Here is a 12,856-nt window from a genome sequence, read left to right as displayed (position 1 = left end):
AAAGAGAGGACCGACGGCGCCCTTGGGCGCCGCCGGATTGCCTTGTCACGTCACTCTGGCACCGGAGCGGGCCAGACTGCTTTGCTCAGAACACTTTCGAGAACTGGTCGATGTTGCCGGCATTGTAGACGAAGGGATCGGCCATGGCGGCCTCGCCGTTCTCGCCGACCTTGATCTTGCCCATGCGGCCCGCTTCGATCTCCGAGCCCGGCGCGCCGTCCGTCTCGCCCTTGACGAGGCGATAGGCGATCTGGGCCGCGGAATAGCCGAGGTCGATGGGGTTCCAGATCGCGAATTCCTTCGTCGCACCGGACTTGATGGCGCCTGCCATTTCGGAGGGAAGGCCGAGACCGGTCACATAGACCTGGCCGATCTTGCCTGCATCCTTGACGGCCTGCGATGCCGCAAGCACGCCGACCGTGGTCGGGGCGACGATGACCTTGACGTTCGGATTGGAGGTCATCAAGCCTTGCGCTTCACGATAGCTCTTGTCCGAAAGGTCGTCGCCGTAGACGGTGGTGACCAGGTTGAGCCCAGGGAAGTCCTTCAGCTGCTTCTTCATTTCCTCGATCCAGATATTCTGGTTCGTGGACGTCGTCGTGGCCGACAGGACGGCGAAGTCACCCTTGCCGCCATCGAGGTGATCCTTGGCGAGCTGCAGGCACATCTTGCCGATCAGCGCGTTGGAAGACGGGTTCAGCTGCAGGATGCGGCCCTCGGGAGCAACCCCGGAATCCCACGAAATGACCTTGATGCCGCGCTGTGCCGCCTTTTTCAGCGCCGGGACGACGGCATCGGGGTCGTTTGCGGAGATGGCGATGGCGTTGACGCCTTGGGCGATCAGCGCGTTGATCACCTCGATCTGGCCTTCGGCCGTCGTGCTGGTTGGCCCGGTATAGATGATCTCGACATCGCCGAGTTCCTTGGCGGCTTCCTGCGCGCCCTTGTTGGCGGCCTCGAAGAAGCCGTTGCCGAGCGATTTGACGACGAGGCCGATCTTGACCTCGGCGGCCTGTGCGGCAGAGCCGAAGGCGGCCATGGCGAACACCACCCCGATGGCAAGCTTTTGTGCGAGTTTCATGCTGTCTCCTCCCAGTTGACGAAAAGTGCCCGGCCGCTCATGCGACCGATGCGGTGTGATCCTTCGTATCCGACGCCGCCACGGGAACCGTGACGAGCTTGACACCCGCGGCCTCCACCATGCGCACGGCCTCCTCAGACACGGCGCTGTCGGTAATGATGGTGGAAACGTTTTCGAGCGGGCAAAGAATGAGGCTCGATCGCCGCGCGAACTTGCCTGAATCGATCATGACAACGAGCTCGTCTGCCTGCCGCATCAGGCGCTGCTCGCTCTGGATGACAAGGGCATCAGACTCCATGATGCCGAGTGCGCTGGCGCCTTGCGCGCCGACGAACATGCGGCGCGCCGAGAAATTCCGGATAGCGTCGTTTTCGAACGGCGACAGGATCAGGCTCTGGTCGCGATAGATCGTGCCGCCGGGCACCGTTACGGTGCATTTCGAGTGTTTGACGAGATGTTCGGCGATCGCGAACGAGTTGGTCATCACCTGCAGGCGCCGCGCCGCCATGAAATGCACCATCTGGAAGGTCGTCGTGCCTCCATTGATGATGACGGCATCACCCTCCTCACAGAGATCGACGGCCATGCGGGCAATTGCGCGCTTTTTATCGGAGTTGATCGATTCTGATACTTTAAAGGGGCGGGCTGCGAGATGCCCGATCTGCGGAGGATGCACGGCTTCGGCACCGCCACGGACCCGACGCAGCTTTCCCTGGACATGCAAGGATGCGATGTCACGACGGATCGTCGCCTCCGACGCATCCGTCAGTTCCGCGATATCCTGCACCGTCACCACAGGTTTTTCCTGGACGGCGCTCATGATGATGCGATGGCGTTCGCGTTCGTGCATGACGATCTCCTCGAAAACGAGTTATGCGAATTCCGCACAGCGTGTCAATCAATAACGATCAAGAAATTAAATATTGCGATGCACAATGAACATTTATGATTGAAGATGATTGACACGACCGGCGTGACTGCGCGATACCGTCGTCAACACGAGGTCGACCTGCGTTCAACGCATGGGAGCCGCGATAACATGGGAGGATGACATGTCGGAACAGAGCCACCGTCTTCAAAGCCGCTGGGATGATGCCGTTGCCGAGGGTCTCGACGAGCCAGGCAAGCTTCTTTATCGCTCGAATCTGCTAGGCGCCGACAAACGCATCACCAATTACGGCGGTGGCAACACGTCGGCCAAAGTGATCGAAGCCGATCCGCTGACGGGCGAGCCTGTCCGCGTTCTCTGGGTGAAAGGCTCCGGCGGCGACGTCGGTACGATCAAGCTCGACGGATTCGCAACGCTCTATCTCGACAAACTGGAAGCACTGAAAGGCCTCTATGCCGGTGTGGCGGACGAAGACCGCATGGTCGGCTTTCTTCCGCATTGCACCTTCGCGCTCAACCCGCGCGCCGCGTCCATCGACACGCCGCTGCACGGGTTCGTGCCCTTCACCCATGTCGACCACATGCATCCCGACGCGATCATCGCGATCGCGGCCTCCAGGAATTCGCGCGAGCTGACGAAGGAGGTTTTCGGCGACGAGATCGGCTGGCTGCCCTGGCGCCGTCCGGGCTTCCAGCTCGGACTTGATCTTGCCGCCTTCGTGGCCGCCAACCCCCATGCCAAGGGCGTGGTGCTCGAAAGCCATGGGCTCTTCACCTGGGCCGACGATGCCAAGGCTTGCTACGAGCTGACGCTCGACATCATCAACCGGGCGATCGACTGGTTCGCAACGAAGACGGAGGGCAAGACCATCTTTGGCGGCGCGGTCGCGTCAAGCCTCGACGAAGGTCGACGCCGCGCCATCGCCGCGCGGCTGATGCCCGAAATCCGCGGCCGCATCGGCCGGGAGGAACGGAAGCTCGGTCATTTCGACGATCAGCCTGCCGTGCTGGAGTTCGTCAATTCCGCCGATCTTCGGCGTCTCGGCGCCCTTGGCACCTCCTGCCCCGATCATTTCCTGCGCACCAAGATCCGCCCCTTGATCCTGGATTTCCATCCCGATGCCGAACAGGGCATCGATGCGGTGGTGGATGGGCTCGATGCAGCGCTTGACGCGTACCGGGCCGATTATGCCCGTTACTACGAGACCTGCCGGCACGAAAATTCGCCGAACATGCGCGATCCGAACCCGGTGATCTTCCTCATCCCCGGTGTTGGAATGCTTTCCTTTGCTCGCGACAAGGCGACAGCCCGCATTGCTGCCGAATTCTATGTCAATGCGATCAATGTCATGCGCGGCGCGTCCACCGTGTCGGAATATCAAGGGCTGCCCGAACAGGAAGCCTTCGATATCGAATACTGGCTGCTCGAGGAGGCCAAGCTCCAGCGGATGCCCAAGCCGAAGAGCCTGGCTGGCCGCGTCGCCTTCGTCACCGGCGGTGCTGGCGGCATCGGTCGCGCCACGGCCACCCGCCTGATCGCGGAAGGGGCCTGCGTGGTGCTGGCCGATATCGACCAGGCGGCGCTCGACGGTGCCCAGGCGGACTTCGCCAAACGCTATGGCGCCGATGCGGTGCGGAGCGTCAAGCTCGACGTGACCGACGAGACCCAGGTGGCGGAAGCCTTCGCAAAGGGTCTCGTCGAATTCGGCGGCCTCGATATCCTTGTCTCCAATGCCGGCATTGCGTCCTCCGCGCCCGTCGAGGAGACCGATCTCGCCATGTGGAACCGCAATATCGACATTCTGGCGACCGGCTACTTCCTCGTCTCGCGCGAGGCCTTCCGCCTGTTCCGTCGCCAGAAGCTGGGCGGCAACGTTGTCTTCGTCGCCTCCAAGAACGGTCTCGCTTCGTCGCCCAACGCGTCGGCCTATTGCACGGCGAAGGCTGCCGAAATCCATCTCGCGCGATGCCTTGCGCTCGAAGGCGCCGAAGGCGGCATCCGCGTGAACACGGTCAATCCCGATGCGGTCCTGCGCGGATCCAAGATCTGGGATGGCGAATGGCGCGAGCAACGCGCGGCCTCCTCCAAGATCGAGGTCAGTGATCTCGAGGAACATTACCGCAAGCGATCCATGCTCAAGGTCAACATCCTGCCGGACGATGTGGCCGAAGCCATCTACTTCCTTGCCTCCGACCTGTCGGCCAAATCGACCGGCAACATCATCAATGTCGATGGCGGCAACGCGCAGAGCTTTCCGCGCTAGGGTTGCCAGGATACGTGAGGGAGGAGACCATCATGACGGATCACCGTATCGCGCTCGACCTGGTCGCTGCGCATAACGAACGCCATGCCGCGGCGCAGACTGCGGATTATCAGGCGCTCGGCGAACATTTGTCGCGTCGGGGCATCGACATCGAAAGCGTGACGGAGAAGGTGTCGCGCTTCCACGTCGCCGTCCCTTCCTGGGGGGTGGGAACCGGAGGCACACGATTCGCCCGCTTCCCGGGGATCGGCGAGCCTCGCGGCATCTTCGACAAGCTGGCCGATTGCGCCGTCATCCATCAGCTGACGCGCGCGACGCCCGGCGTGTCCCTGCATATTCCTTGGGACAAGGCCGACCCGGCCGAATTGCAGGCGGCAGCGAAAGCCTACGGGCTGCATTTCGATGCCATGAACTCCAACACGTTCTCGGATGCGGAAGGGCAGGCGCTGTCCTACAAGTTCGGCTCGCTCAGCCATGCCGATGCGGGAACCCGCACTCAGGCGGTCGAGCACAATCTAGAATGCATCGAGATCGGCCGTGCCATCGGCTCCAAGGCGCTGACGGTTTGGGTCGGCGACGGCTCGAATTTTCCGGGCCAGAGCCACTTCACCCGCAGCTTCGAGCGATATCTCGCTTCGATGGGTGATATCTACGCGGCTCTGCCGGAGGACTGGCGCCTGTTTTCCGAGCACAAGATGTACGAGCCGGCGTTCTATTCCACGGTCGTCCAGGATTGGGGCACGAGCTATCTCATCGCCTCGACGCTCGGACCGAAGGCCCAGTGCCTGGTCGATCTCGGCCACCATGCTCCGAACGTCAACATTGAAATGATCGTCGCGCGGCTCACCCAGTTCGGGAAGCTCGGCGGCTTCCACTTCAACGATTCGAAATATGGCGATGATGACCTCGATGCGGGCTCGGTCGATCCCTATCGCCTCTTCCTGGTCTTCAACGAACTCGTTGACGCAGAACATCATGGGATCCGGGACTTCAACCCGTCCCACATGATCGACCAGTCGCACAATGTCACCGATCCGATCGAGAGCCTGATGTCCAGCGCCAACGAGATCCGCCGCGCCTATGCGCAGGCCCTCCTTGTCGATCGCGCGGCACTGGATGGGTATCAAGATGAAAACGATGCCCTGATGGCGTCCGACACGCTGAAGCGCGCCTTCCGTACGGATGTGGAAGCGATCCTTGCAGAAGCGCGACGCCGCGACGGCGGGGCGATCAATCCGATTGCTGCTTACCGCACGAGTGGATACCGCCAGAGGATCGGCGCCGAACGGCCGGCGGCGCGGGCCGGCAGCGGCGGCATCGTCTGATCGGACGATCGATCAGGGCGCCTGTTGGCCAGCGCCTGCAGGCGGCTGGTCCCGGACTTCGCCGGGGCTCGACACGAACAGATAAACGCCGGCGAGCACCGCGCCGGCAAGCAGCAGCGTGATGACGAAGGTCGTCATTCTTCGAAAGGCGGGTGCCCGACGTTCTCCCATTGCATTTTCCTTTATCGCTTGTGGGTCCTCAACCCGCAGGAGAGGCGGGGGTTCCCTGCCGAATCCCCCGATCACAGGCCGATACCCTCGGTCTGGAAGCGTACGGACGACCGGATCCCCGCGTTTGGGTTGTGCGCTTTAAGACGACGTTCACATCCATCGCGTCTTATCTGGTCGTCAAAGTTGGGAAAGATCAATGTCATCAACCTGCCAGGGATGTCGCGACGGCGCCGAATTCCACATACCATTTTCCATGGCGTTTCAGCCGATCGTCGATGTCGCGACCAAGACCACCTTCGCGCATGAAGCGCTGGTCCGCGGTATCGCGGGCGAGGGCGCAGGCACCGTCCTTTCGGCCGTCGATACCGAGAACCGTTATGCCTTCGACCAGCAGTGCCGGGTCAAGGCCATCGAACTTGCTTCACGCCTCTTCGGCGCGCAAAGCGACGTCGGTCTGTCGATCAACTTCCTGCCCAATGCCGTCTACGAGCCGCGCGCCTGCATTCGACTGACGCTGGCCGCCGCCGCCCGAACCAAATTCTCACCGAAGAACATCATCTTCGAATTCACCGAGGGCGAGATCCTGGACACGGCGCATCTTCTCAACATCCTGAACACCTATCGCCAGATGGGCTTTCGCACGGCAATCGACGATTTCGGCGCAGGGCACGCAGGTCTGGCGCTGCTGGCCAAGTTTCAGCCGGATATTGCCAAGCTCGATATGGACCTTATCCGCAATATCGACACCGACAAGGCGCGCCAGACCATCGTCCGTCACACCGTGGCCATGCTGCACGATCTCGGCGTTACGCCCCTCTGCGAGGGCATCGAGACGGAAGGCGAGGCGCGCGTGCTGGAAGAACTCGGCGTGCGGTTGATGCAGGGCTATTTCTTCGCGCGCCCGAGCTTCGAGGCACTTGCCCAGCCTGCGCCGGGATCGATGACGCTCGGGCAACCGGCGTTCGCCCAGATGCGGACCGCGCATTGATCCAGAACCTCGCGCGTCATCACCCGATGACGCGCTTGTACTCGGCCTCTGCAAAGCCGTAGGAGCCTCCGGCGAGCCGTTCCAGGCCCTGGCGGTCGCGCACGGTGACGGTGCCGCGGCTGGATCGGATCAGATTGTCGCCTTCCAGGATGTGCAGCGCCGTCGTCACGCTCGGGCGACGCACGCCGAGCATCAGTGCGAGAAAATCATGGGTCAGGGACAGGTCGTCGTCGCCGGCGCGATCATGGGCCATCAGGATCCAGCGCGCCAGCCGTTCGTTGATGGTGTAGCGCGCATCGGCAAGCGCCGTTGAGGCGACTTGCATCATGAAGGTGTGGACGAATTTCATCAGCGCGCTGCGGATGGAAGGATGCTCCTTGAGCACGCGGCCCAGCCCTTCTGCACTGACACGCAGGGCTGGCCCTCCGATCTGCATGAAAGCCTGGTGCGGCGCCTCGGCGATGCCGAGCAGAAGTGGCAGGCCCGATAGCCCCTCCCGGCCAATGCAGCCGATTTCCACCCGTTGGCCGCTGGAATCCCGGATTACCTCGGAGGACAGACCGCCGAGAAAGAAATAGGCGTGGGAGATCTTTTCGAAAGGCTCGTAGAGGACCTGGCCATGCGCCAGATCGACCTGCTCGAGTTGCTCGAGCATGATATCGAGATCGGGCGAAGACAGGGAAGCAAGAAGGCCATTCTTCATGTAGATGTTAACGTCTCCGAAAAACAAGCAAAGTCAGCGCATTGAGAGTGGCATTACCAAGAGTGCGTGCCGATCTGCAAACGCACGCAGCGATTGGTCAGCGACCGTACGGAGGTTGCGGGAGGCGCGCGTTTCGGCGGGAACAATCTTTTTGCCCCGCTCCGGTTCCCTTGCTCATGGCAAAATATCGTCCATCGCCTCGTCATAGGTAACCGATGCGACGATGTCCCCGGCCTCGTCGCGGATCTGGATCGATGTCAACTCGAGTTTGCGTTCGATCTTCAGGTGCTCTGCAGCGATCTCCCGGATCGCGCGCTCTGCTTCTCGCCGCGCATCGTCCAGCGAGGCAACCTCGGCACCATCAAGATCGTCCAGCACGGCATTCCGCTCCACGATCTGAAAGTAATATCTTGGCATGCGCACGCGGGCTCCCGGTTCTGCAACGGCCTCTCGCCGATGCCCCCCGCAACCGGGGATGTGGTCGAAAGTTCCAGCAAAGCGCGCGGTTGACCGAAGCGTGAACATGGCGTTTTCACGCCCGTGGCCTGCCCAACACCCCCCTTGTTTCGGTGCCTGATCTTTGCCCGGATTTCCAGATCGTGCTTGATCCTTTGTTCATATGCGCGCTGTAATCAGGATGTTCACCCCTCGGTGAGGAGCGGAAGCCTTGGTCGAAAATGAAGCCATGCTGCATCTGGCGCAACTCATGGACAGCACCGATGTCATGGTTGCTGTCTATGATCAGGATGATCGGCTGCGCTTTGCAAACGCTGCTTTTTGCGCCGCCTGGCATATAGCCGATGACGAGCGTCCGTTATGGCCCGATCTCATGCGGCGGAACTTCGCCGCCCGTCGCGGCACCGTCATTGCGGCAGAAGATTTCGAGGCCTGGCTTCGCTCCGTTCTCGGCCGCCGTGGAAAAACCGGCTTTCGCGCCTTCGAGACCGATCTTCACGACGGTCGCTGGCTATGGATGACGGAGACCATGCATGCCGACGGGTGGATGCTGTGTGTTGCATCCGACATCACGTCGTTGCGGCCGGACGAGCGCGAACTGCGTCAGGCCCGCGACATGGCAATCAAGGTGTCCCAAACCGATGACCTTACCGGCATTGCCAGCCGCCGCTTCGTGATGTCGAAGCTCGAGGCTCTCGTGAAGACGACACCCGCCCCGTCCGCGGCGCCGACAGGGCAGATGGCGTCGGTGGGGTGCATCGCCGTTCTCGACATCGACAATTTCAAATATATCAACGACCGGTTTGGTCACAGCATCGGCGACGCCGTACTGAAGCATTTTGCCGAGACGATCCAGCGTCTCGTGCGCAAGACGGACGTTCTCGGCCGTGTCGGAGGCGAGGAGTTCGTCCTGGTTCTGCCGAATACAACGACGTGGGACGCCGAGGCGATTCTCTCCCGCATGTTGGGCGAGGTGCGCCAATCCCGCCCGGTGCGTGAGCAGGCGAGCTTTCGCTATACGTTCTCGGCCGGACTTGCCAGTGCACGGGCAGGCGACGACCCGGCCGATCTTTACCGGCGTGCCGATCTGGCGCTCTATGCCGCAAAGATGCGGGGTCGCGACCAGATCGGCATCGATGTGGACGGGCCCCGGGCGGCCGGATGAGGGTTTGAGCAGCGCCGTGCGCCTTCTTGCGGATGTCGATCTCACGACCGACCGTTCCCGGTTCTAGGAGAAGAGCAGACCCAGTCCGTAGAATGCCGCCGCAATCAGGGCTGCCGCCGGCATGGTGACGATCCAGGCGATGACGATGTTGCCTGCAAGCCCCCAGCGAACGGCCGAAACGCGGCGGGCAGCGCCCACGCCGATGATCGCGCCCGTGATGGTGTGGGTGGTCGAGACGGGAATGCCGAGCCAGGTCGCGCCGAACAGCGTCAGTGCGCCGCCCGTTTCCGCGCAGAAACCCTGCATCGGGTTCAGCCGCGTGATCTTCGAGCCCATGGTGTGAACGATGCGCCAGCCGCCGAGCAGGGTGCCGAGCGCCATGGCCGACTGACAGGTGATGACGACCCAGAACGGCACGTAGAAGTTCGATCCGAGATAGCCCTGGCTGAACAGCAGCACGGCGATGATGCCCATCGTCTTTTGCGCATCGTTACCGCCGTGACCGAGCGAATAAAGCGAGGCCGAGATGAACTGCATGACGCGAAAGGTGCGGTCAACGGCGAAGGGCGTGTGGCGCACGAAGGTCCAGGACACGGCGAGAACCAGCACCAGCGCCAGGAAGAAGCCGATGGCCGGCGACAGGAAGATGGCGCCCACCGTCTTGCCGAGGCCGCTCCACACGATCGACGAGAAGCCGACCTTGCTCAGGCCCGCACCGACCAGCCCGCCGACCAGCGCATGCGAGGAGCTCGAAGGAATACCGAAGATCCAGGTAATGATGTTCCACACGATGGCGCCCATCAGCGCGGCGAAGATGACCAGCGGCGAGACGATCGCGGGATCGATGATGCCGGTGCCGAGCGTTTCCGCGACATGCAGGCCGAAGAACAGGAAGGCGATGAAATTGAAGAATGCGGCCCAGAGAACGGCATATTGCGGGCGCAGCACGCGCGTCGAAACGATGGTCGCAATGGAGTTGGCAGCATCGTGAAGCCCGTTCAGGAAATCGAAGAACAGGGCGATCGCGATCAGGCCGACCAGCAGCGGAAAAGCCAGCGAAGCGTCCATCAGACGTTCTCGATCACGATGCCGCTGATCTCGTCGGCAACGTCCTCGAACCGGTCGACCACCTTCTCCAGCTCGCCGTAGATCTCGGCGCCGATCATATAGGCCATCGCATTGCCGGCCGTTCCATGACGGCGGAACAGATCCTTGAGACCCAGTTCATGCAGCTCGTCGGATCGGCCTTCGACCCGCGTGACATCTTCGGCGATCACGCTCAGTCGCTGTGCGTTGGCGCCGACCTTGTCAAGCAGGGGGATGGCCTGGGCAATGAGGTTTGCGGCCTTGATGATCTCGCCGCCCATCTCCCGCATCACGGGGTCGAATTCCGTCTGCTCGAACAGCCGGATGGTTTTCACCGTTTTGTGCATCATGTCGATGGCATCATCCATCGACTGGATCAGATCCTGGATGTCGCTGCGATCGAACGGGGTGATAAAGCTGCGGCGCACGGCCAGAAGCACGTCGCGCGTGATGGCATCCGCCCGGTCCTCGAGGGCCACGATGCGCGCGCAGTTCTGTTCGAGCTCGATTCCGTTGAGCAGGTCACCGAGAGCGCCGGCCGCCTCTACCACCAGGCGCGAATGTTCGGCGAACAGATCGAAGAACTTGTCTTCGCGGGGCATCAGCTTTCGGAATATGCTCATCATGTCAGTCGGCCTGCACCATTATGTCAGTGTCACAAAACTGTCATAAATGGTATCGGCACCTTCTAGCAACGCAGAGCGTCGATTTGACGGCATGAAACTTTTGAAAAAGGTTACGAAGAAGCAGACGAACCAGGCCGGTCATCTGTTGCAGCAACTGGCGACCATGCCGGCGAAGCTGTTCCAGGGCGCCTTTCGTCAGCAATATGGTGCCGTCTGTTTCCGCTATATCGGGCGTGGCGACGAGATCGAGATTCTCGTGATCACGACTCGGGAGAGCCGGCGCTGGGTCATTCCCAAGGGCTGGCCGATGAAAAAGAAGAAGCCCTATCGCGCAGCCGCGATCGAGGCTTGGCAGGAAGCGGGTGTCCGCGGTCATACGCGCAAGAAACCGGTTGGCCGCTACACCTATTTGAAATGGCTCGACGATGGCGATGTGGCGCCCTGCATCGTCGACCTCTTCCAAATCGAGGTCAAGAGCGTCAGCGATGATTTCAAGGAGCGTGGCGAACGCGTGCTTGCCTGGGTGTCGCCTGACGAGGCGGCCCGCCGCGTGCGCGAGATCGAGCTAAAATCGATCCTGGTGGAGTTCAAGCCGCAGGGGCCGCGCCAAGCGGAACCGGCGCGCCCGGGCGGGCGCAAGAGCGCCTGAGGCGCGCCTTGCCGGTCCTGCTCGCCGGTCATCCTTGCCGGCCATGCCTTTCCGTCATGCTGGCCGGCGCTGGAGAGGCAAAACGCATCCTTGCGTCCTCGTCGCCTCTCCGGTCGTCCTCAGCCAGAGAAGCTCACCCGGACGCCGCGTTGCCGGAAATAGGCCTGCATCGTCTTGCGGCCCGAGCGGTTGTTCTGTGCGAGCTTGGCAGGATCGAACACCGCCTCCGTTGCGCCTTCCCGGGCAAGCGCCGCCTTGAGGCTTGCAATATGCTCGTCGATCTCTGCATTCCCCGCCTGGAGCGATGCATAAATCTTCTCGGTTACCTCGGCTACGGTCTGTTCGCTCACACGCTCTGTCCCTTGCTTCAAAAAGCGGTCCGATAACACGATTTGGCAAATCGCCATACTGCAGACTGCCGATACATGGCATGTCGCCATTAAGATCGACAGCGATCGGGATTTCAGCGGAAGAGAAGCAGAAAGATGGCGGACAGGGAGGGATTCGAACCCTCGGTACGCTTTCACGTACACACGCGTTCCAGGCGTGCGCCTTAAACCACTCGGCCACCTGTCCTTGACATCGTCACCGCCGGTTTGTGCGATGAGCGTGTTGCGCGGATGGCGAGCGATCGCGACCGTGTGCAACGGTTCGCCGAAACCCATACCGGGAAATCCTGCGAACGGCGCGATATATACCGAGGATCTCACGGCGATCAACCGAAATCTGACAGATTTTTCCGACAGGCTGCACGGTCTCCGTCGACCGCATCTCCATGCGCGGAGCGGTGCCCGGGGTCGGATTGCCATTGCGCTCCGGCGGCGGCAACCTATCTTTAAGCAAGGATGCGTCGCCGAACGGCCGAAATGCCGCGCCGGAGCGCGTTCAGGCGTCGTCGGGCAGGACGGATCCCGGTATGCTGTTCTTGCGGGAACCTGAGCGGCTTTGCATTTAGGATCTGGCGGGTATCGGGATCTGGACGGCAAGCAGGCAGGCGGAAAAGGTCATGGCAATTCTCTTCAGGCTCGCCAGTTGTCTCGCACTGATCGCCGCGATCGTTGCGGGAACGGTGGATGCCATCCGCTCCGTTGCGGAAACCGCGGTGGTCATGACGCCGCTCGGGATCGCGGTCGCCTCGATCAGTCCCTACTGGCTGGAGGTGGTGGAGGCTCTGGAGCGACCGGACGGCAGCCTTGCCGTGTTTCAGCCCGTCCTGCGCTGGTGCCTGCAACAGCCGGCCTTCGCGGTCTTCCTGGGGCTGTCGTTGGTGTTGTGGATGGGCGGCTATCGCCGGGCGCGCAAGCGCCGACTGGCCTGAGGGCGCGCAAGCGCCGACTGGCCTGAGACGGTTTGCCACCGTCCTCATGCAGGCCCTGCGATCCGGCATGGACAGACGTGCAGCGCAGCGCAAGGCGAGCAGGACGGCGACGGACACCGGCGCCGAAACGAACATG

Annotated in this window: 14 protein-coding genes and 1 tRNA gene; 6 read left to right on the top strand and 9 right to left on the bottom strand. The window is 61.9% G+C overall.

The genetic code is table 11. The annotated features are described in order from the left end of the window. Positions 1 to 85: 85 nt before the first annotated feature. Positions 86 to 1,081 carry a rhamnose ABC transporter substrate-binding protein gene (rhaS, locus tag ASG03_RS06900; RefSeq protein WP_062692976.1) on the bottom strand — a complete coding sequence of 332 codons (996 nt, stop codon included), beginning with the start codon at positions 1,079 to 1,081 and terminating at the stop codon, positions 86 to 88. A 37-nt stretch (positions 1,082 to 1,118) separates the two neighbouring features. After that, positions 1,119 to 1,931 carry a DeoR/GlpR family DNA-binding transcription regulator gene (locus tag ASG03_RS06895; protein ID WP_062471644.1) on the bottom strand — a complete coding sequence of 271 codons (813 nt, stop codon included), beginning with the start codon at positions 1,929 to 1,931 and terminating at the stop codon, positions 1,119 to 1,121. Positions 1,932 to 2,133: 202 nt separating this feature from the next. Here ASG03_RS06895 and ASG03_RS06890 point away from each other — a divergent pair, with 202 nt between their 5' ends. Together ASG03_RS06890 and rhaI are read left to right on the top strand one after the other, a co-directional pair. Continuing rightward, the gene (locus ASG03_RS06890) at positions 2,134 to 4,233 is read left to right on the top strand and encodes a bifunctional rhamnulose-1-phosphate aldolase/short-chain dehydrogenase (RefSeq protein ID WP_062471641.1); all 2,100 of its coding nucleotides are present in this window, start codon (positions 2,134 to 2,136) and stop codon (positions 4,231 to 4,233) included. A gap of 32 nt (positions 4,234 to 4,265) precedes the next feature. Beyond that, positions 4,266 to 5,558 (top strand): L-rhamnose catabolism isomerase, encoded by a 1,293-nt coding sequence (gene rhaI, locus ASG03_RS06885; protein WP_062692975.1) that lies wholly within the window; start codon positions 4,266 to 4,268, stop codon positions 5,556 to 5,558. A 12-nt stretch (positions 5,559 to 5,570) separates the two neighbouring features. On the opposite strand, the gene ASG03_RS21770 is transcribed toward rhaI, so the two are convergent. Further along, positions 5,571 to 5,729 carry a hypothetical protein gene (locus tag ASG03_RS21770; RefSeq protein WP_164490734.1) on the bottom strand — a complete coding sequence of 53 codons (159 nt, stop codon included), beginning with the start codon at positions 5,727 to 5,729 and terminating at the stop codon, positions 5,571 to 5,573. A gap of 196 nt (positions 5,730 to 5,925) precedes the next feature. Here ASG03_RS21770 and ASG03_RS06880 point away from each other — a divergent pair, with 196 nt between their 5' ends. Then, the gene (locus ASG03_RS06880) at positions 5,926 to 6,717 is read left to right on the top strand and encodes an EAL domain-containing protein (protein WP_062471635.1); all 792 of its coding nucleotides are present in this window, start codon (positions 5,926 to 5,928) and stop codon (positions 6,715 to 6,717) included. Between the two features lie 19 nt (positions 6,718 to 6,736). Here the strand turns inward: ASG03_RS06880 and ASG03_RS06875 are convergent, their stop codons facing one another. After that, a complete protein-coding gene (locus ASG03_RS06875; protein WP_062471633.1) occupies positions 6,737 to 7,420 on the bottom strand; it encodes a Crp/Fnr family transcriptional regulator in 684 nt (227 codons plus the stop codon). A gap of 174 nt (positions 7,421 to 7,594) precedes the next feature. Continuing rightward, entirely contained in the window at positions 7,595 to 7,837 is a 243-nt protein-coding gene (locus ASG03_RS06870; protein ID WP_062471630.1) for a DUF6894 family protein, read from the bottom strand. 268 nt (positions 7,838 to 8,105) lie between these two features. Between ASG03_RS06870 and ASG03_RS06865 the strand changes: the two genes are divergently transcribed. After that, positions 8,106 to 9,041, top strand: coding sequence for a GGDEF domain-containing protein (locus tag ASG03_RS06865; RefSeq protein WP_062693086.1), 936 nt, complete (start codon positions 8,106 to 8,108; stop codon positions 9,039 to 9,041). 63 nt (positions 9,042 to 9,104) lie between these two features. On the opposite strand, the gene ASG03_RS06860 is transcribed toward ASG03_RS06865, so the two are convergent. Beyond that, positions 9,105 to 10,109, bottom strand: coding sequence for an inorganic phosphate transporter (locus ASG03_RS06860; protein ID WP_062471627.1), 1,005 nt, complete (start codon positions 10,107 to 10,109; stop codon positions 9,105 to 9,107). Further along, positions 10,109 to 10,753 carry a DUF47 domain-containing protein gene (locus ASG03_RS06855; protein WP_062471624.1) on the bottom strand — a complete coding sequence of 215 codons (645 nt, stop codon included), beginning with the start codon at positions 10,751 to 10,753 and terminating at the stop codon, positions 10,109 to 10,111. The genes ASG03_RS06860 and ASG03_RS06855 overlap by 1 nt, the downstream gene beginning before the upstream one ends. Positions 10,754 to 10,844: 91 nt before the next feature. On the opposite strand from ASG03_RS06855, the gene ASG03_RS06850 reads away from it, so the two are divergent. Then, positions 10,845 to 11,402, top strand: a complete 558-nt coding sequence (locus tag ASG03_RS06850; RefSeq protein WP_062692974.1) for an NUDIX hydrolase — start codon at positions 10,845 to 10,847, stop codon at positions 11,400 to 11,402. 119 nt (positions 11,403 to 11,521) lie between these two features. Here the strand turns inward: ASG03_RS06850 and ASG03_RS06845 are convergent, their stop codons facing one another. Together ASG03_RS06845 and ASG03_RS06840 are read right to left on the bottom strand one after the other, a co-directional pair. After that, positions 11,522 to 11,752, bottom strand: coding sequence for a hypothetical protein (locus tag ASG03_RS06845; protein ID WP_062471617.1), 231 nt, complete (start codon positions 11,750 to 11,752; stop codon positions 11,522 to 11,524). A gap of 136 nt (positions 11,753 to 11,888) precedes the next feature. Further along, positions 11,889 to 11,978, bottom strand: a tRNA-Ser gene (locus tag ASG03_RS06840). A 430-nt stretch (positions 11,979 to 12,408) separates the two neighbouring features. On the opposite strand from ASG03_RS06840, the gene ASG03_RS06835 reads away from it, so the two are divergent. Then, positions 12,409 to 12,720: a hypothetical protein gene (locus tag ASG03_RS06835; RefSeq protein ID WP_062471614.1), complete on the top strand. Its 312-nt coding sequence runs from the start codon at positions 12,409 to 12,411 to the stop codon at positions 12,718 to 12,720. Positions 12,721 to 12,856: the final 136 nt, after the last annotated feature.

It is taken from the genome of Rhizobium sp. Leaf341 (genome assembly GCF_001424325.1).
GTDB lineage: Bacteria > Pseudomonadota > Alphaproteobacteria > Rhizobiales > Rhizobiaceae > Ferranicluibacter.
Note: the sequence above shows the minus strand (reverse complement) of the source record. Positions and strands in the feature narration are given on the sequence as shown.